Source organism: Novosphingobium sp. NFX11 (assembly GCF_057376415.1).
In genome coordinates, this window is the sequence record NZ_CP080384.1 from 1,365,749 (window position 1) to 1,384,258 (window position 18,510).

19 protein-coding genes and 1 pseudogene are annotated in these 18,510 nt (G+C 65.9%); 12 read left to right on the forward strand and 8 right to left on the reverse strand.

Going from position 1 to position 18,510, the window contains the following annotated elements:
* Window positions 1-3: 3 nt before the first annotated feature.
* On the reverse strand, window positions 4-1,137 hold the full coding sequence (locus KZO24_RS06945) for a DNA methyltransferase (protein WP_486487034.1): 1,134 nt from the start codon (window positions 1,135-1,137) through the stop codon (window positions 4-6).
* Between the two features lie 344 nt (window positions 1,138-1,481).
* Between KZO24_RS06945 and KZO24_RS06950 the strand changes: the two genes are divergently transcribed.
* On the forward strand, window positions 1,482-1,640 hold the full coding sequence (locus tag KZO24_RS06950) for a hypothetical protein (RefSeq protein WP_155986203.1): 159 nt from the start codon (window positions 1,482-1,484) through the stop codon (window positions 1,638-1,640).
* On the opposite strand, the gene KZO24_RS06955 is transcribed toward KZO24_RS06950, so the two are convergent.
* Window positions 1,637-2,269: a ribonuclease HII gene (locus KZO24_RS06955; RefSeq protein ID WP_370424095.1), complete on the reverse strand. Its 633-nt coding sequence runs from the start codon at window positions 2,267-2,269 to the stop codon at window positions 1,637-1,639. The genes KZO24_RS06950 and KZO24_RS06955 overlap by 4 nt on opposite strands.
* A 10-nt stretch (window positions 2,270-2,279) precedes the next feature.
* Here KZO24_RS06955 and KZO24_RS06960 point away from each other — a divergent pair, with 10 nt between their 5' ends.
* The 7 genes and pseudogenes from KZO24_RS06960 to KZO24_RS06990 all read left to right on the forward strand — a co-directional run bounded on the left by KZO24_RS06960 (window position 2,280) and on the right by KZO24_RS06990 (window position 7,755).
* Window positions 2,280-3,455 carry a PQQ-dependent sugar dehydrogenase gene (locus KZO24_RS06960; protein ID WP_271183406.1) on the forward strand — a complete coding sequence of 392 codons (1,176 nt, stop codon included), beginning with the start codon at window positions 2,280-2,282 and terminating at the stop codon, window positions 3,453-3,455.
* A 39-nt stretch (window positions 3,456-3,494) separates the two neighbouring features.
* Window positions 3,495-4,025 carry a GNAT family N-acetyltransferase gene (locus tag KZO24_RS06965; RefSeq protein WP_271183407.1) on the forward strand — a complete coding sequence of 177 codons (531 nt, stop codon included), beginning with the start codon at window positions 3,495-3,497 and terminating at the stop codon, window positions 4,023-4,025.
* A gap of 70 nt (window positions 4,026-4,095) precedes the next feature.
* A pseudogene (locus KZO24_RS06970) lies at window positions 4,096-4,652 on the forward strand (DUF1285 domain-containing protein).
* Complete coding sequence (locus KZO24_RS06975) at window positions 4,649-5,269, forward strand: CoA pyrophosphatase (RefSeq protein WP_271183409.1); 621 nt, start codon at window positions 4,649-4,651, stop codon at window positions 5,267-5,269. Before KZO24_RS06970 ends, KZO24_RS06975 begins: the two are co-directional and overlap by 4 nt.
* A complete protein-coding gene (locus tag KZO24_RS06980; protein ID WP_486487035.1) occupies window positions 5,262-6,434 on the forward strand; it encodes a CCA tRNA nucleotidyltransferase in 1,173 nt (390 codons plus the stop codon). The genes KZO24_RS06975 and KZO24_RS06980 overlap by 8 nt, the downstream gene beginning before the upstream one ends.
* Window positions 6,431-7,063 carry a retropepsin-like aspartic protease family protein gene (locus KZO24_RS06985; protein ID WP_271183411.1) on the forward strand — a complete coding sequence of 211 codons (633 nt, stop codon included), beginning with the start codon at window positions 6,431-6,433 and terminating at the stop codon, window positions 7,061-7,063. The genes KZO24_RS06980 and KZO24_RS06985 overlap by 4 nt, the downstream gene beginning before the upstream one ends.
* Window positions 7,064-7,194: 131 nt before the next feature.
* Window positions 7,195-7,755: a retropepsin-like aspartic protease family protein gene (locus KZO24_RS06990; RefSeq protein ID WP_486487036.1), complete on the forward strand. Its 561-nt coding sequence runs from the start codon at window positions 7,195-7,197 to the stop codon at window positions 7,753-7,755.
* Between the two features lie 160 nt (window positions 7,756-7,915).
* Here KZO24_RS06990 and parC read toward each other — a convergent pair whose 3' ends face one another.
* On the reverse strand, window positions 7,916-10,168 hold the full coding sequence (gene parC, locus KZO24_RS06995) for a DNA topoisomerase IV subunit A (RefSeq protein WP_486487150.1): 2,253 nt from the start codon (window positions 10,166-10,168) through the stop codon (window positions 7,916-7,918).
* 153 nt (window positions 10,169-10,321) lie between these two features.
* Between parC and KZO24_RS07000 the strand changes: the two genes are divergently transcribed.
* Window positions 10,322-11,191: a DUF4349 domain-containing protein gene (locus KZO24_RS07000; RefSeq protein ID WP_271183414.1), complete on the forward strand. Its 870-nt coding sequence runs from the start codon at window positions 10,322-10,324 to the stop codon at window positions 11,189-11,191.
* 6 nt (window positions 11,192-11,197) lie between these two features.
* Here the strand turns inward: KZO24_RS07000 and KZO24_RS07005 are convergent, their stop codons facing one another.
* Genes KZO24_RS07005 through KZO24_RS07015 form a run of 3 tightly spaced genes read right to left on the reverse strand, consistent with a single transcriptional unit; the run spans window position 11,198 to window position 13,672 of the window.
* Window positions 11,198-11,530 carry a 2Fe-2S iron-sulfur cluster-binding protein gene (locus tag KZO24_RS07005; protein ID WP_271183415.1) on the reverse strand — a complete coding sequence of 111 codons (333 nt, stop codon included), beginning with the start codon at window positions 11,528-11,530 and terminating at the stop codon, window positions 11,198-11,200.
* Between the two features lies 1 nt (window position 11,531).
* Window positions 11,532-12,620: a cysteine desulfurase family protein gene (locus tag KZO24_RS07010; RefSeq protein ID WP_271183416.1), complete on the reverse strand. Its 1,089-nt coding sequence runs from the start codon at window positions 12,618-12,620 to the stop codon at window positions 11,532-11,534.
* Window positions 12,617-13,672, reverse strand: a complete 1,056-nt coding sequence (locus KZO24_RS07015) for a cysteine desulfurase family protein (RefSeq protein ID WP_271183527.1) — start codon at window positions 13,670-13,672, stop codon at window positions 12,617-12,619. The genes KZO24_RS07010 and KZO24_RS07015 overlap by 4 nt, the downstream gene beginning before the upstream one ends.
* Before the next feature lie 135 nt (window positions 13,673-13,807).
* Here KZO24_RS07015 and KZO24_RS07020 point away from each other — a divergent pair, with 135 nt between their 5' ends.
* Complete coding sequence (locus tag KZO24_RS07020) at window positions 13,808-14,464, forward strand: alpha/beta hydrolase (protein WP_486487037.1); 657 nt, start codon at window positions 13,808-13,810, stop codon at window positions 14,462-14,464.
* 40 nt (window positions 14,465-14,504) lie between these two features.
* Here KZO24_RS07020 and KZO24_RS07025 read toward each other — a convergent pair whose 3' ends face one another.
* The gene (locus tag KZO24_RS07025) at window positions 14,505-14,717 is read right to left on the reverse strand and encodes a hypothetical protein (protein ID WP_271183417.1); all 213 of its coding nucleotides are present in this window, start codon (window positions 14,715-14,717) and stop codon (window positions 14,505-14,507) included.
* 435 nt (window positions 14,718-15,152) lie between these two features.
* Between KZO24_RS07025 and KZO24_RS07030 the strand changes: the two genes are divergently transcribed.
* Window positions 15,153-16,763 (forward strand): DUF885 domain-containing protein, encoded by a 1,611-nt coding sequence (locus tag KZO24_RS07030; RefSeq protein ID WP_486487038.1) that lies wholly within the window; start codon window positions 15,153-15,155, stop codon window positions 16,761-16,763.
* A gap of 42 nt (window positions 16,764-16,805) precedes the next feature.
* Here KZO24_RS07030 and KZO24_RS07035 read toward each other — a convergent pair whose 3' ends face one another.
* Window positions 16,806-17,159, reverse strand: coding sequence for a hypothetical protein (locus KZO24_RS07035; RefSeq protein WP_271183419.1), 354 nt, complete (start codon window positions 17,157-17,159; stop codon window positions 16,806-16,808).
* A gap of 255 nt (window positions 17,160-17,414) precedes the next feature.
* Between KZO24_RS07035 and KZO24_RS07040 the strand changes: the two genes are divergently transcribed.
* Entirely contained in the window at window positions 17,415-18,506 is a 1,092-nt protein-coding gene (locus tag KZO24_RS07040) for an MlaA family lipoprotein (protein WP_486487039.1), read from the forward strand.
* Window positions 18,507-18,510: the final 4 nt, after the last annotated feature.

Genomic DNA, 18,510 nt, shown 5'->3' on the forward strand with positions numbered 1-18,510 from the left:
ACCTCACGGCTCTGTCGCGAGCAGGTACAGCTGGCGGATCGCGTCGATCGGCTTGATCTGGCCTTCGTGCTCCAGATGCCAATACGTCCAGCCGTTGCACGAGGGCGCGCCCTGCAAATCTTTGCCAACGCCGTGGATCGAGCCGTTGAGGTCGCCCGCCACCAGCGAGCCGTCCGCACGCACCGATGCAACGTGGCGACGCTTCTTGTCGAACAGCTCAGTGCCCGGCTGTATCCAGCCGGTTTCGATCAGCGTGCCGAACGCCACCTTTGGCGCGGTGCGCTTGGATTGCATGGTCTTGAGCGCGCTCTCGTCCAGCGGCAGCGCCATCTCGATGCGCTCCAGCGCGGCTTCGCGGTAGTCGCTCTCGCGCTCGCAGCCGATCCACTCGCGGCCGAGGCGCTTGGCGACGGCGCCGGTGGTGCCGGTGCCGAAGAACGGGTCGAGCACGACGTCGCCCTTGTTGGTCGTCGCCAGCATCACCCGGTAGAGCAGCGCCTCGGGCTTCTGCGTCGGGTGGACCTTGCGGCCGCCCTTCTTCAGACGCTCGGCGCCGTTGCAGATCGGCAGCACCCAGTCGGAGCGCATCTGCAGTTCATCATTGAGCGTCTTCATCGCGCGATAGTTGAAGGTGTACTTCGACTTCTCGCCCATGCTCGCCCAGATCAGGGTCTCGTGCGCATTGGTGAAGCGGGTGCCCTTGAAGTTGGGCATCGGGTTCGCCTTGCGCCACACGATGTCGTTGAGAATCCAGAACCCCATGTCCTGCATGATCGCGCCTAGACGGAAGATGTTGTGGTACGAACCGATCACCCACAGTGAGCCTTCGGGCTTGAGCACGCGGCGCGCTTCAGTCAGCCAGTCGCGGGTGAACTGGTCGTAGGTCGCGAAGCTGGAAAACTTGTCCCAGTCGTTCGTCACCGCGTCGACGTGGCTGCCGTCCGGGCGTGCGAGGTCGCCGCCGAGCTGCAGGTTGTACGGCGGATCGGCGAAGACCATGTCCACCGAAGCGTCGGGAATGGTGCGCATCGCCTTGATGCAGTCCCCGGCCAGGATGCGGCCGAGCGGAAGCAGCTCCTTCGGGGTGGGCGCAGGCGCCCGTGCCCGAATGCGTTCCTTGACCAAGATCTGACCCATGACTGCTCCGATGAGATAAACTGTGGATATGACCCCTAAGTGATTCATCCGGGACTCGCCGTCAAGCCGCGACTCGTGGTGAATCCTTGTGATTCACGTGTTCAGTCAAGCGGAACAAAACAGATCCAGCACTACATCTTGAGTCGCCGCGAATCGCCATGACTCAAGATGTAGTGGGTGTGACTGACGCGACTCGTGGATAACTTTTTGTCACACCCCGGAATTGATAGTGCAGTTTTATGCAACACCCATCCGATACGTTGCATTTGCAGCAATCGGCCGTGAAGCCCAAATGACCCTCGACGCTGCAGCGCAGCAAGCACATATCCATATAAGGTCGTCAGATGTTTTCGCTTATCTCACTCTACTTCTCGTATCGCCGCGACGTGCTCCTTGCGGAGCGCTACGTCGCCGGTCTGGCCGAGAAACCCGCGCAGGACGCCGCCGTTCCGGAAGCCAGGATCGAGGCACCGAAGTCCGAAGACCTCGCGCTCGCAGCCTAAAGCAGCGTGAGTTGAGCCACTGGCGCGAAGCTGCGCCGGTGATGCGGGGTGGGCCCATGCTCTCGCAGTGCAGCAAGATGCTGCGGCGTGCCGTAACCGGCATTGCGCTCCCACCCGTAATGCGGATGCACCAGCGCAAGATCGCGCATCAGGCGGTCCCGGTGCTCCTTGGCGATGATCGATGCCGCCGAGATACAAGGCTCGATCGCATCCCCGCCGACGATCGCGCGGGCATTCCAGCGCCATTCCTCGCGGCGACCATGCGGCGTCATGTTGCCGTCCACCAGCACCTCGTGCGGCTCCGAGCCCAGCGTAGCACATAGCGCCGCCACCGCGCGCGTCATCGCCAGCATCGTCGCGCCGAAGATGTTGAGGCGATCGATATCCTCCACATCGACCACACCGACCGCCCAGCGGCACCGGCGCTTGATGGTTGCCTCCAGTTCGGAGCGACGCATCGCGGAAAGCTTCTTGGAATCGTCCAGTCCGGAGGGGCGCGGCTTGCAGAGCATGACCGCGCCTGCAACAACCGGCCCTGCAAGCGGGCCGCGACCGGCCTCGTCGACACCGATCACGTAACGTTTCGTTGCCGAAGGCACGCTCGGGGAACTCGTGAAAGGTGCAAGCATTGGGCTCGGCATGTTCGCAAGACGTCTCCTTTTCGCCCTATCGCCGCTGGCGCTGACACTCGCAAGCTGCGGCAATGCCGCCACCGGGGAAAAGGCGCCGGAGGCCGAGGCAGCGGCGCCGTTCAGGATCGAAACCATCGCTCAGTTCGACGAACCCTGGGCGATGGCTTTCGACGAAGGCAGCGGAACGCTCGTCGTCACCGAGAAGAAAGGCACGATCCGCATCCGCACGCCGGACGGCCGGATCGGCGAGGTCAGCGGCATGCCCAAGGTCGACTACGGCGGCCAAGGCGGCCTCGGCGACTTCATCTTCGCTCCGGGCCAGGCGGGAACCGCGCTCGACCGACGCGTGGTCTATCTCAGCTGGGCAGAGTCCGGATCGGGCGACACGCGCGGCGCGGCGGTTGGCAAGGCGAACCTCGTCTGCAGCACACCTACGCAGTGCGCGCTGGAAAACCTCGCGGTGATCTGGCGCCAGACGCCCAAGGTGCCCGGAACCGGGCATTATTCGCACCGATTGCGCTTCTCGCCCGACGGCAAGTACCTTTTCGTCGCCTCGGGTGAGCGGCAGAAATTCACGCCTGCGCAGGATCTCGGCACCAATCTCGGCAAGGTCGTACGACTGCTGCCGGACGGCACCCCTGCCCCCGGCAATCCCTGGGCGGACAAGCCTGCGCCGACCAACCAGATCTGGTCCTACGGTCATCGCAACATCCTGGGCCTCGCTTTCGACGCGAAAGGTCAGCTATGGGATCTCGAACATGGCCCGGCAGGCGGTGACGAACTGAACCTCGTCAAGCCGGGCGCCAATTACGGCTGGCCGCTGGTTTCGGACGGCGACCATTATGACGGCCGCCCGATCCCGCGCCATTCCACCCGTCCCGATCTCGCGAAGCCGGCCATCAGTTGGAACCCCGTCATCGCGCCGGGCGACTTCATCTTCTACAGCGGCGATCTTTTCCCCGCGTGGAAGGATCAGGCGATCATCGCTGGCCTTGCAGCGGGCGTGGTCCGCGTATCAATCAACGGCGACAACGCCACCGAGGAGGCCCGCTACCCCATGGACAACCGCATTCGCGAAGTGCGGCAGGGACCGGACGACGCGATCTGGCTCCTGGAGGACGGCGAAGGGCCGGAAAGCGGCCACCTGCTTCGCCTCACTCCCGCGTCCGGAAATGCAAATTGAATCGACAAATCGGCGCGCCACTCCTATCGCGCGCGCGCCATGACAGAGATCCAGTCCGAAGCCGCCACGATCATTCCCCTCGACAACGTCGATCCCGTACTCGTCGAGGACCTGCTTGATGCGGCCTTCGAGCCAGCGCGCCACAAGCGCACCGCCTACAAGATCCGCGAAGGTACGGACTGGCTGCCTGCTCTCAGTTTCGCCGCACTCGATGCCAATGAGATGCTGGTCGGGACGATCCAGTGTTGGCCGGTCGCGCTCAATACGCCGGAGGGTCGCCCTTTCCCTATGATCATGGTCGGTCCGGTCGCCGTAATGCCCGGTCATCAGGGCATGGGCTATGGGCAGGCGTTGATGTCGACCAGCATGGCCAGCATCGACGACCGCGCGCCGCTGCCACAGGTCATGATCGGCGATCCCGAGTATTACGGCCGCTTCTGGGGCTTTTCCAACGAGGGCACCGAGGGCTGGGATCTGCCCGGCCCGTTCGAGCGCCGCCGTCTGCTGGTACGTTGCGCCAACATCGCGGTACTTCCGGAGCGCGGTATGCTGGGGCCGTGGCTGCGCTGAAGCACCGCTTGCCGCACCGCTAACCACACTGGACCTTGGCGCGCGAGACCCTATCTGGCATCGCGAGACGATGCCTTACGAACCGCCCCCGAACTTGCTGCGCTGAGCCTCGACCAAGTGGCCGGGCTTGTCGCCGCGCGCAAACTTCCACCGGTCGATCAGTGGTCGATTGCCGAGACTGGCGCCGAAACCGGCGACAGCGAGATGCGCATCGCCGCCGATGGGCGCTGGTTCCATCAGGATGGCGAGATCCGCCGCCCGGCCATGGTGCGCGCCTTCGCTTCGCTGCTGACTTCCGATGAAGAAGGGCGGCACTGGCTGGTCACGCCCGCCCAGAAACTCTCGATCGCGGTCGAGGATGCAGCATTCATCGCCGTCGACGTCAAGCGTGATGCCGACACTCTCGTCTTCCGGCTCAATACCGACGATCTGGTCATGGCCGGGCCCGAGCATCCGGTCACCGTCGAAGGCAATGCCGAGACGCCGGCTATCTACGTCGCCGTCCGTCACGGCACCCGCGCCCGCCTCAACCGCAGCACTTACGCGCAACTGATCGAGATCGCCCTGGAAAGCGACGATCTTTCCGTGACCAGCCAGGGCGCCCGCTTCTCGCTGGTTCCCGCATGAGCTCACTCTTCGACCAGGTTTCGCGCCGCCTGAAGGCGGGTCACGCCGCCACGCCGCCGCGTCTGTGGAGCGATCCGCGCATCCACGACATTGCCAGCTTCAAGCCTGCAGCCGTGCTCGTCGCCATCACCGAGCGCGAGCGCCCCGGCATGCTATTGCTGCACCGTCCGTCCACCATGCGCGCACACCCCGGCCAGATCGCCTTTCCCGGCGGCCGCCTCGACCCAGGCGAGGACGCGGTCGAAGCAGCCCTGCGCGAAGCGAACGAGGAACTCGGCATCCGCATGGGCGACGTGCGCGTCATCGGCACCAGCGACGTCTACCGCACCGGCAGCGGGTACGAGATCACGCCCGTCGTCGGCATCGTTCCGCCAGACCTCGAAATCCGGCCCAATCCCGCCGAAGTGGCACAGTGGTTCGAAGTGCCAGTCGACTTCGTGCTCGACCCCGCCAACCAGGCTACCCGCAACATCGAGTTTGAAGGCCGACGCCACAGCTTCATCGAGATCGTCTGGAACGACTGCCGCCAGGACCACGTCATCTGGGGCGTCACCGGCGCGATCCTCCACAACCTTGCCGGTCGCCTGAACTGGCTCGAAAGACAATCGAATGCCTGAGATTCTAAATGCGCCCTGGATGCACCGCGAAGACCTCGCCGGGCTCGTCGCCGTGCTGGGAGAAGGCAATGCCCGCTATGTCGGCGGAGCCGTGCGCGATACATTGCTGGGTCTGTCGGTCAAGGACGTCGACATGGCGACGGTGCTCTTGCCCGAAGCGGTGATCGAGCGGCTGAATGCCGCCGGCATCCGCAACGTCCCCACCGGTATCGAGCACGGCACCGTCACTGCCGTTCTTCCCCTCGGCCCGGTGGAAATCACCACCCTGCGCCACGACGTCTCCACCGACGGACGCCGCGCGACGGTCGCCTTCGCGCAGGACTGGCGCGAGGATGCGGCACGTCGCGACTTCACGATCAATGCGCTCTACGCCGATCCGCGCAGCGGCGAGGTCCACGACTGGTTCGACGGCCTCACCGACCTATCGATCCGCCGCGTCCGCTTCATCGGCGACGCGCGCGAGCGCATCCGCGAGGATCACTTACGCATCTTGCGCTATTTCCGCTTTCAGGCTCGCTTCGGCTCCACGCCCGCCGATGCCGAGGCGGAAGCCGCCTGTTCGGAACTGGCCGCGACGCTCAAGGGCCTCTCGCGCGAGCGGGTCGGCATGGAGACGATGAACCTGCTCGGCCTCCCCGACCCGGCGCCGACCGTGCAGCGGATGTACGAACTCGGCGTGCTTCAGGTCATCCTGCCCGAAGCCGATCCTGAAGCCCTTGCCGCGCTTGTCGCGGTCGAGCGGGCGCAAGGCATCGCACCCGAGGCGATCCGTCGGCTGGCGGCGCTGCTGCCCGCGCAACCGGCATTGGCCGAACATGTCGCCGCGCGCTTTCGCCTCTCCGCAGCCCAGAAGAAGCGCCTTTCGCTTGCCGCCGCGCGCGAAGCATCACCTTCTGAACCGCGTGCTCTCGCCTACCGCCTGGGCCGCGAGGCAGCGCTCGATCGATTGCTGATCGCCGGGGCGGACGTATCCCCGCTCACGGGTTGGGACGTGCCGACGATGCCGCTCAAGGGCGGCCAGATCGTCGCGCGCGGGGTAGGCGCGGGGCCTGACGTGGCGCGCATCCTGCGCCGGGTCGAGGATCGCTGGATCGCCGAGGGCTTCCCCGAGGGTGAGCGCGTCGATGCGCTGCTCGACCAAGTCCTGGCGGAACCGCGAGCGTGAACCTTCCTGATCTCGTCAGCTTCCTGATCGGGCAGCCGCTGCTTTCGTTGACGATCGCGGCGATCCTGCTGGCAGTGGCAGCCGGGATGGTCGCTGCGGGTAATCCCCGCCTCGGGCACGTGATGCGCAACTGCGCTTATCTCGGCCTGATCGCCGCCCTGCTGCTGACCGTGGCCGAACTGGCCGGACACAACGGGCGGTCGGAGGCGGCGCTCTGGCTGGACGCCACCCGCCCGGCCGAGATCGTGGGCAAAGAAACCGTCATCGCCATGCGCGCTGACGGGCATTTCTGGGTCGAGGCGCAACTGAACGGCGAGCCGGTCGAATTCCTGATCGACACCGGCGCGACTTACACCGGCATCTCGCAGCGCGTGGCCGATCGGGTCGGTATCCAGCCCGATCCCGAGGATCGTGGCATGATACTCGAAACCGCCAACGGCTCGATCGTCGCGCGGCGGGGTACGGCCGACGTCCTGCGTTTCGGCGGCATCGAAGCGAACGCCCTGACGGTTGCCATCGGCCCCGACACCGAAGTCGACACCAACGTCATCGGCATGAATCTGCTGTCGCAGCTGGCCGCGTGGCGGGTTGAGGGTCGGCGGCTCATCCTGACGCCAAAACCGAAGTGACAGTCAGCGTCGCGAAAGCCGCCGTGTGATAGAGCTGCCGTAATGGACATTGCCGAAATCCTGAAATTCCTTGCCGGACAGCCGTTGCTGGCGCTCGCCTTTGCAGGCATCGTCGCAAGCGTAGTCGGGGAATGCTGCGACGCGCGCTTCCGTTGCTGGGCGGCTTGCTGCGCGGGGTGGGCAATCTCGGCCTGCTGGCCGCGATGCTGCTGACGATCGCTCAGGTGACACGCCTGACCACGGGTGCAGACTTCGCGCTGCCCCAACTCGGCATCGAGCGCCAGAACGTCGCGGGCGGGGAGACGCGCGTGCCGATGCAGCCGGACGGTCACTTCTGGATCAGCGCTACCGTCAACGGCGTGAAGCGCGATTTCCTGGTCGATACCGGCGCCACGCTGACCGCGATATCCCCCGCGACGGCGCAGGAGGCGGGGCTGAAGGCCAATCCGCTCAACCGCTCGGTGCTGATGCGCACGGCCAATGGCACGGTGGAAGCGCAACTGGCGGTGATCGACGAGTTGCGGATGGGCAATGTCGTTGCGCGCGAGATCGATGCAGTGGTCGCGCCGGGGCTCGGCGACGCCAATGTCATCGGCATGAACCTGCTGTCGCGGCTCGCCAGTTGGCGGGTGGAGGGCAGGACGCTGATCCTGGTGCCGCATCATCCGCAAGCGGAGAAAACCGAGGCCTGAGCTCCTCCTCGCTGCGACTAACTCCGACAGCGAGTTTATCCTCGTCATCCCCGCGGAGGCGGGGACCCATCTGATGTCGGCGCAATCGGCACTGTAAGGAGATGGGTTCCCGCTTTCGCGGGAATGACGACCTGTTTTCAAATCATGCCCAGCTCTACGACTACCCTTGGAACTTGTTGTCCCGCGGGAACCCGTTCGGCGGCAAGCGCCCGGCCGCACCGCGCGCGACCTTCCAGAGCGCCATGTCCTTCTCGGTGCGCGTACGGCCGCTTTCGCCGCCCATCGTCCAAGAGAGCCCATCCTCCAGCTTGAGCGTCGTTACATCGGCCATGCCGCCATCGCGGTAGCGCTGGAGAGTGACCCCCTGCCCCTTTGCCATGACCGGCAATTCCTCAAGGCTGAAGATCACCAACTTGCGGTTGTCGCCGACAACTGCGACGTGATCGTGCTCGGCCGGAATCTCGCGCACGGTCGTCAGCGTGACGCCGGGCTTGGTAGACATGACCGCGCGACCCTTGCGGGTTTCGGCGAGCAGTTCGTCCATCTCCGCCGCGAAGCCGCGTCCGATGTTGGAAGCCAGCAGCAGTTGCGCCTTGGGCTTGTAGACGATCGCCTCGATGATATGCGCCTCGGCATCGATATCGACCATCGTGCGGATCGGCTCGCCGAAGCCGCGCGCTCCGGGCAGCTTGTCGGCGCCGAGCGTGTAGAAACGGCCGTTGTCCAGCGCGATCAGGATCTTGTCGGTGGTCTGCGCATGGAACGCGAAGGCCGGGCCATCACCCTCCTTGAACTTGAAGTCGCCATCCAGAGCCACATGGCCCCTTGCCGCCCTGATCCAGCCACGCGCGGAAAGGATCACCGTGACCGGCTCCTTCTCGATCATCGCGTCCATGGAGAACTCGACGGTCTTGGTCGCCTGCGCGATCGTGGTGCGGCGACGGCCAAGCGCGGTGTCCTCGGCATAGTCCTTGCGCAAGTTGGTGAGGTCGCGCTTGATGCGGGTGCGCTGGCGGGCCGGGCTTTCGAGCAGCTTGTTGAGGTCGTCCTGCTCCTTCAGCAGTTCCTCGTGCTCCTTGCGCAGTTCCATCTCTTCCAGCTTGCGCAAGCTGCGCAGACGCATGTTGAGGATGGCTTCGGCCTGGCGGTCGGTCAGTTCGAACTCGGCGATCATCACCGGCTTGGGCTCGTCCTCGGTGCGGATGATCTCAATGATCCGGTCGAGATTGAGGTAGGCGATGATGTAGCCCGCGACCAGTTCGAGGCGCGAGGCGATCTTCTCCAGCCGGTGCCGGGTGCGGCGCAGCAGGATGTCGATCTGGCTATAGACCCACTCCGACAGCAGCAGCTTGAGCCCCAGAACGCCCGGTGTGCGGTGAGAATCGAGCACGTTGAGGTTGAGACTGAACCGGCTTTCAAGGTCGGTCAGCTTGTAAAGGCTTTCCTTCAGCAATTCCGGATCGACGTTGCGGCTCTTGGGCACCAGGACGAGGCGGATTTCCTCGTCACTCTCGTCGCGGATGTCCTCGAGGATAGGCAGCTTGCGGTCGCCGATCAGTGCGGCGATCTGCTCGATCAGCTTGCCCTTCGGCAGCATGTAGGGAATTTCGGTGACCACCAGTTGCCACTGGCCCGAACCCAGCTTTTCGATGCCGGTCTCTTCCCACGCTCCGTCCGCACCGCGTCCGGTCGAGAAACGCGCCCGCACGCGAAAACCGCCCTTGCCGGTCTCGTAAGCATGGCTGATCGCCTCGGGGCTGTCGACTACGAGGCCGCCGGTCGCGAAGTCGGGGCCTTTGAAGACCTCCATCAACTGTGCGTGCTCGGCATGGGGATTGTCGATCAGCAGCAGCGTGGCGTCGATGATCTCGGCGACGTTGTGGCTGGGAATCGAGGTCGCCATGCCCACCGCGATGCCGGTGGCGCCGTTCGCCAGCAGGTTCGGGAAGATGCCGGGGAAGATGTCCGGCTCGCTCTCCTCGCCGTTGTAGGTGGGGATGAAATCGACGGTGCCCTCGTCCAGCCCGGCCATGAGCTGGATCGCGGTCTTGGTCAGGCGCGCTTCGGTGTAGCGGTAGGCGGCCGCGTTATCGCCGTCGATGTTGCCGAAGTTGCCCTGCCCCTGCACCAGCGGATAGCGCAGCGAGAAGTCCTGCGCGAGGCGCACCATCGCGTCATAGACCGAGGCGTCGCCGTGCGGGTGGTACTTGCCGATGACGTCGCCGACGACGCGGGCGGACTTCTTGTAGGCGCTGGCCGGGTCCAGCTTGAGCTGGCGCATCGCCCAGAGCAGGCGGCGGTGGACGGGCTTGAGGCCGTCGCGCAAGTCCGGCAGCGAGCGCGCGGTGATGGTCGACAGCGCATAGACGAGATAGCGCTCGGACAGCGCCGCATCGAAGGGCGCATCGACGATGGCGTCGAAGGGATCGGATCTCGTCGTCTGTCGTGGTCACCATGGTGGCGGGACCCTAGCAGCGCCCTGCCCGGGGCCAAAGCCGATTTCAGCCGTTTTCCAGAACTTGCGACTGCGATAGCTTCGAACGCAGATCGCGGGAGTTTCAAGAGGATGAAGATGCATCATTCGTTGCTGCTGCCGATCCTGCTCGCCACCGCGCTTTCCGGCTGCGGCAGCGAGCCTGCTTCCGAACAGCAGGCGACCACCGTGGACATCCGCGAGGAGCCGCCGAAGGCCGGACAGAGAGCGGAGGGCAAGAAGTCCGAAGCGATCTCCGTCAGCGCACCCAACGCCCCTCGCATCGCCTATATCTATGAGTACGGCTACCGCCTGCCCGCCGATCGCATCGCCGAGGTGCAGCGCAAGCAGGCTGACATGTGCGAGCGAATGGGACCGACGCAGTGCCAGATCCTCGACATGAAACAGGGCAGCGCGGAGGGGAACTACGCTTCAGGCTCGCTGTCGCTGGCAGTCGCCGCACCACGTGCACGCGCCTTCGGAGCGGAACTCGGCCGGGTCGCGGGGAGCGCCGGTGGCTCGCAGGCGTCCGGCGGCATCTCGGGCGAGGACCTGTCGAAGCAGATGGTCGATACCGAAGCGCGGCTTCGCGCCCGCACCGTGCTGCGCGACCGGCTGATGGAAGTGCTCGCCACGCGCAAGGGCACCGTCGCCGAACTGGTCGAGGCCGAGCGCGGCGTCGCGCAAGTGAACGAGGAAATCGACCAGGCGCGCAGTTGGCTGGCGGAAATGCAGAACCGCGTGAACTTCAGCCGCGTGAACCTGACTTACGAAGCGGGATCGCCCGCTAGTGGCGGCTTCCTCGCGCCGATCCGGGGAGCGCTGGGCAGCGTCGGCTCGGTACTAGGCACGATCGTCGCCATGCTGATCATGCTGGGCGCAGTTACGATTCCGCTGGGTCTCGTCGGCCTCGCCATTCGCTGGGCGGTGCTGCGCTGGCGGGGGCGCTCTTCGGCCGAGTGATGAGGGTCAGCCGATCTGCATGTCCCTGACGACGCCGGGGATGCGTACCGCGATGCCGTTCAACGCATCCGTCAGCTGGATCTGGCAGGAGAGCCGGCTGGTGCGCGTCACCCCTGCGGCGAGGTCGAGCATGTCCTCCTCGTCGTCCGAAGCCGGGATCAGCTTGTCGAACCAGTCGGGCGAAATGATGACGTGGCAGGTCGAGCAGGCCATCTGCCCCTCGCACGTTCCTTCGAGCGGCATCCCGGCGTTCTGAGCCACTTCCAGCAGGCGCGATCCCGGCTCGGCCTGCGCCGAGACCCGCGATCCGTCGATATTCACAAACAGGACATCAACCAAGTTATACTCCCTGCGCCGCCGCAGCGGCTTCTATTCTGGCGCAGGCATCCTCAATTTCCCTTAGTTCACTATATCGCCCGAATCCCAGACGGATAGAGCTTTTGGCATCTCTATCCGAAAGACCCAGTGCCTGCAGTACGTGGCTCGGTCTACCCGATCCGCTGGCGCAGGCCGATCCTGCCGAAAAGGCGAGGTCGCGCAGGTCCGACATCAGCCGCGCGACGTCCAGTCCGTCGAGGCGCACGTTGAGATTGCCGTGCCAGCGCTGCGTCGTCGATCCGTTAAGTGTCCAGCGCGAAAGGATTTCCCTCGCCCGCTCCCACAAACCGGCAACGTGAACGGCATCCTCCTCCATGCGTTCTTTCGCCAGCTTAGCGGCGGCGCCGAAGCCTGCGCAGAGCATCGGGCTCAACGTTCCCGAGCGCAATCCCTGCTCCTGCGCGCCGCCCCGGATCAGCGGTTTGAGGTCGAGCCCATCACGCAGCCACAGCGCGCCGATGCCCTTCGGACCGTGGAATTTATGGGCACTCAACGCTACCATAGCGGCACCCAGCGGCACCCTGACCTTGCCAACGCCCTGCACCGCGTCGCACAGGAACAGCGCACCGGCAGCCTGCGCCCGCTCGGCGAGACGGTCGACCGGCTGGACGGTTCCGATCTCGTTGTTGACCTGCATCACCGCGACGAGATCGGCATTTCCGATTCCCGCCTCGCCATCGACGAGGCCCTCGCCATCGACCGGCAGCACGGTCAGGTCGGCATCGACGCTGCGCGCGGTATCGAGCACCGCCGCATGCTCGATCGCCGAAACCGCGAGGCGGCTTGCACCGCTGCCGAGGATTGCAAGGTTGATCGCCTCGGTCGCCCCCGAGGTGAAGATCACCCTGCCGCCCGGCGGCATCAGCGCGGCGACTTGCGCGCGGGCCACCTCGACGGCGGCGGCAGCAGCCCGGCCCGGGCGATGAGGGCTATGCGGGTTGGCGAAACCTCCCGCGCCGCGCTCCCACTCCGGTCCGGCCAGCCAGGGCAGCATCGCCTCGCGCGCTTCGGGGGCGAGCGGCGTGGTCGCCTGATAATCGAGGTAGATCATGCGTTCACCTCGGCCCAGGCCTGTGCGAAGGCGTCCAGTTCGTCGGGCGTCGTGCTCCAGCCCAGCGAGATGCGGACCGTGCGCTTTGCCGTATCGGGATCGATACCGAAGCCCTGCAGCACCCGGCTCTGCTTGAGCGTGCCCGACGAACAGGCGCTTCCGGCCGAGATCGCGAAACCCTTGGCGTCCATGCGGATCAGCATGGCCGTCGCCGACATCTTCGGCGCGGCAACGGCGAAGATGTGCGAGCATTGCACGCCGGGCTGGATCACTTCACCATGCTCGGACAGTCGGTTCCTGAAATCGAAGCGCTGCTCCGCGCTGGTGGCCCAGCTTTCGACGCCGCACGCCTCCAGCGCCGCCGCGAAACCCAGCGCGCCCGGCAGGTTCTCGGTCCCCGCACGGTAGCCACGCTCCTGACCGCCACTGGGCTCGATCATCGCGAAGTCGCGCACCAGCAGCGCGCCGATGCCGATCGGGCCGCCCAGCTTGTGCGCCGAAAGCACCACCATGTCGGCATCGGGCAAAGCGGACTTCCCCGCCGACTGCGAACAATCGGCAAGGAACAGGCCACCACTCTCACGCACCTGCTGCACCAATGGATTGTCCGCATAGGACAGCAGCGCCGTCCCCGTCTCGGAATTGACCGATTGAACCGCGACCACCGCCCGTCCGGCCCCGGCAAGCGCAGCGGCAAGCGCCTCGCGATCCACCTCGCCCTCGCGGACGGGAATGACCTGCGCATCCGGCGCCGCGCGGAATACCGCATCATGCTCCACCGCCGAGACCAGACGCCGCTCCGCCTTGGCCCGGCCGAGACCCAGCGCCAGCGCCTCGCTGGCACCCGAAGTGAAGATCACCTCGCCCTGCCAGTCCAGCGCCGCCTTAACCCGCGCGCGGGCATCCTCCAGCGCCGCGCGGGCACCGCGACCGGCCGCGTGGGGGCTCGACGGATTGGCCCAGATCGCCGCTCCCTCCAGCCAGGCGTCGCGTGCACAGGGCATCATCGGCGTGGTCGCCGCGTGGTCGAGATAGATGTTCGGGAGGGCCATTGCCTGAGACATTGCTTGCGAAGTTGTTTTTGGGACGAATATTTCTATATAGCCAACCTTCCTCTTTTCCACTCCCGCGACGGATCGCTGCACAGCGACTCGCGGGAGTTTCAACAAGTCAGGCCGCAAACACCTATGCCCGCAGTCATCTTCCCCGGTCCCGAAGGTCGTCTCGAAGGTCGTTTCCAGCCCGCAACGCGCCCGCGCGCGCCGGTGGCGATGATCCTCCACCCGCACCCGCAGGCGGGCGGCACGATGAACGACCGCATCACCCAGCACATGTACAAGACCTTCGTGGCGCGCGGTTTCGCGACGCTGCGCTTCAACTTCCGCGGCGTCGGCCGCAGCCAGGGCAGCTTCGACAACGGCATCGGCGAACTGTCCGATGCGGCGGCGGCGCTCGACTGGGTGCAGTCGATCCATCCCGAGGCTTCGACCACCTGGATCGCGGGCTATTCGTTCGGCGCGCTGATCGGCATGCAGTTGCTGATGCGCCGTCCGGAGATCTGCGGCTTCATCTCGGTGGCGCCGCCGGCCAACATGTACGACTTCTCGTTCCTCGCGCCCTGCCCGGCTTCGGGCATCATCATCCAGGGCACCGGCGATACGGTCGTCACGCCGAACGCGGTGCAGAAGCTGGTCGACAAGCTGCGCACGCAGAAGCACATCACCATCCACCACGACGAAATTCCGCGCGCGAACCACTTCTTCGAGCACGAGACGCCCGAACTGATGCGCTCGGTCGACAACTACCTCGACATGCGCCTCGCGCCGGATTGCCCGATCAAGTAATCCGTCAGGCTAGGCAAATTACATCACAGGCGTCGGAGCATCACTCCGGCGCCTGTTCCTTTTTCGCCTCGCTCGACAGCGACCGGCCATCGCGGCCCGGCAGCGTCCAGATGGCGATGTTGACGATCATCACCCCTGCCAGCACCAGCATCAGCGCCGCCTGCTTGCGGTAGCCGCCGCGCCGCAGCAGCGCGATCGCTCCCAGCACGAGCGCGACGACGGTGAGCACGAGAAGCGAGAGAGCGATGTCCATCCCCCTGCCTAGCGCAAGATCGCGCGAAGGCGAACCGTCTCGTACTTCAGCTTCTCCATCCCCGCTCAGCCTGAGCTTGTCGAAGGCCCATAGGCTGGGCGCATGGCCCGATGCTTCGACAAGCTCAGCATGAGCGGTGTGCTCTGGAAGCAGGACACCCCACCCCATCCAGCGGTTTGACACCCGCGAACCGCCTCGCCATCGTCCGGGCATGAGCCACACCCCCATTCAATTTCCCGCCGTAGCGCGATCCACCTGCTCGCGGCCGGAACCGCCGCCGTCGCCCTGCCGGCCCGCGTTTTCGCGACCTCTCCCGCCCGGCCCGGTGCCGCCGCGCTGCTTGACGAGATCGCCTGGAGCCTCCTCGACCACGTTCCCGAAAGCGCCACCGGGCTCGGAGTCGATACCGGCGCTCACAACGCCTTGCGTTCGCGCATGGAGGACCGCTCGCAGGCCGGGCGCGATGCCTATGCCGCCACCTTGCGCAAGGGCCTCGCCCAGATCGAGGCGTTCGATGCCAAGGGGCTCGACCACTCCACGCGCACCAGCATCGCCGTAGTGAAAAGCGCCTTCGCCACCGCGCTGGAGGGCTTCGCGCTGCCTTATGGCGACGTCGCGGTGGGCGGTTGGCGCAATACGCCTTACGTCGTCATCCAGAACGTTGGCGCCTACCTCGACGCCCCGCGCTTCCTTGATGCCGACCATCCCGTCAACACGCCTGCCGACGCCGATGCGTGGATCGCGCGCCTGTCGCAACTGGACGACCAGCTCGAAGGCGAGCGCGGCCGGATCATCGATGCCGCCGCCAAAGGTCTGGTGCCGCCCGACTTCCTGCTCGACCGCGCCATCGCGCAGATGACCAGCACGATCGCCGACGCGCGCAAGGACGGCGGCAGCCTCGCCGCCTCGATCGCCGGGCGTACGGGCAAGATGAGCGGCACTTGGGCCACCGACGCCCGCCGCATCATCGCCGCCGACGTCGTACCTGCGCTGGAGCGCCAGCTTGCCGAACTCCAGCGCCAGCGCGGGCTCGCGAAGAGAGATCCCGGCATGCGCGAAAGGCGGCAAGGCTCCGAATATTACGCCTGGGCACTGCGCGCCAGCACCACGACCCGCGTGCCACCCGAGGACGTCCACCAGCGCGGCCTGCAGGAACTCGCCGAGTTGCATGCCCGGATGGACCCGATCCTGAAGTCGCTCGGCTATACCGTCGGCACTGTCGGCGCCCGGATGACCGCGCTGGGCGAAGACAAGCGTTTCCTGTTCGCCGAGGGCGACCCCGGCCGCGCCGAGATCCTCGCGTTCATCCAGAAGCGCGTCGACTGGATACGCGCGCAGATGCCGCGCGCCTTCCGCGAACTCGTGCCCGGCAATGTCGAGGTCCGCCGCCTGCCGCTCTCCGAAGAGCTCGGCGCACCGACCGCCTATGGCGGCGCGGGCTCCAAGGACGGCACGGTGCCCGGCAAGATGTGGATCAACTTGCGCACCACCGACCTCCATCGCAAGTACGACCTGCCCACCCTCGTCCACCACGAGGCGATCCCCGGCCACGTCTGGCAGGGCGAATATGCCAACCGCCTGCCGCTGATCCGCTCGATCCTGGCGTTCAACGCCTATTCCGAAGGCTGGGCGCTCTACGGCGAGCAGTTGGCCGACGAACTCGGCGCCTATGACGACGATCCGGTCGGACGGCTGGGCTACCTGCAGTCGCTGGCGTTCCGCGCCTGTCGCATGGTGGTGGATACCGGCCTCCACGCCAAGGGCTGGACGCGCGAGGAGGCGGTGCGCTTCTTCATGGAGAAGAACGGCAACAAGCGCGAGGAAGTGGTGAACGAGGTGGACCGCTACTGCTCATGGCCGGGACAGGCCTGCGGCTACAAGATGGGCCACTCGCAGATCGTGGCACAGCGCAAGCGCGCGCAGGATGCGCTGGGCTCGGCCTATGATCTGCGCGACTACGACCAGACGATCGTGGACGGTGGCAACGTGCCGCTCGACGTGCTGGCGCAGAACGTCAGCGAATATATCGCTACGAAGAAGCGGTAGGCACGGTACCCTCCCGGACGGAATCCGGGAGGGTTCGTGAGTTCACGACTTGCCGAACAGGCCCTTCGCCATGCCGGCGAGGTCGTCCATGACGCTGCCGTCGCCGTCCTTGTCGAAGAAGCTGGCCGCCTTGCCGGGGTCGGAGGCGATGGCGCTGGCGAACTGGGTCAGCGAACCTTCGCCGCCGATCTGGCCGATCAGTTGCTGGATCGTGCCCAGGTCGAGGCCGCTGCGCTCCGCCGCCAGCTGCGCGGTGTCACCGTCCTGCTGGTGCGCGATGCCGAGTGCGGCAATCGCCTTTTCCGCCACGGCCGGATCGAGCCCCAGCTTCGTCGCGAGATTGGTCACGTCCGCGTGTTCGCTGACCTGACCGAGAATGCCGTCGAAAAGTCCCATGTGTCTCACTCCAATGATGGACCCGTTGAATATGGGACCATGGCGTGACGAACGGAAGGCATGAAATGTCCCCGTTCGCCGCCCATGTCCCGCGCGCCTGCCTGCCCTTTCGCGGGGATAAGATGCAAGGCACGCAATTGACGAATAGGGCAGCGGAGGATAGCGCTCCTAGTCACACTTGCGTATGGTTGGGGGCAGCCTGAGCCGGGGTGTATTCTGACGCTGTGGGCGCGAGAGCCCGACAAGGACTAACGCATGAGCCTGACGGCTGCCGCTGTCGCGGTGATGATAAGCTCGGTCGCCCCCGAGGCCGGTGTTCCGGCTACGCCCCCGGTAACGACCGAAGCGACGACCGTTTCCCGGCCCGCTGCAGACGCGGCCGCCGATGCACAGGCAGCGCCTGCGCAGCCGACGACTGACGCCGCCGTGCCCGCTCCGGCCGAGCAGGCGGAAGCACCTGCCGATACCGCGCAGGCCGGCAATGAAATCATCGTGATGCCGCGCAAGCCGCCCCCGCCGGGCGACCCGCTGGAGCGCATCAACGAGAAGTCGTTCCAGACCGTGCAGGCGGTCGACAAGGCCGTGCTCGAACCGGTAGCGAAGGTCTACAACAAGGGCCTGCCGCGCCCGGTGCGCCAGGGCCTGCGCAACTTCTTCTCGAACCTGACCGAGCCGGTCGTCTTCGTCGCCTACCTGCTGGAACTGAAGCCCGGCAAGGCCGCCGAGACGGTGGGCCGCTTCGCGATCAACACCACGATCGGCGCGGCGGGCTTCGTCGACATGGCCAAGCGCAAGCCGTTCAACCTGCCGTACCGTCCCAATGGTCTGGCGAACGTGCTGGGCTATTACGGCGTTGGACCGGGGCCGTACTTCTACCTGCCGATCGTCGGCCCGACGACGCTGCGCGACATCATCGGCGACACCGTGGACAAGGCGCTGCTGCCCGCCGTGGTCGGCTCGCCGTTCAACAAGCCCGAGGTGGTGATCCCCTCGACGATCCTCAGCCAACTGGGCGAGCGCGCCGCCTTCGACGAGGAAATCCGCCGCATCCGCGAGGAAGAGAACCCTTACGCAGCCTATCGCGAACTCTACCTGCAACAGCGCAAGGCGGAGATCGAGGCCCTGCACGGCCGGGTTACGCCGGGCGTCGTGCCGGTCTACGGCCCCGGCATGAAGACGGCGGGCAAGGCGAAGCCTGCGGAAGAAGCCGCACCGGACGCCCCGACTGCCGAAGCGCCTACTCCGGAGGCAACAGTGCCGGAAGCCTCTCCCCTACAACAAGCACGCCGGGGATTCCCGCACCCACTCCGTCCATCGTGCCGGAACCCGTGCAGCCGTAAGCGATAACTTC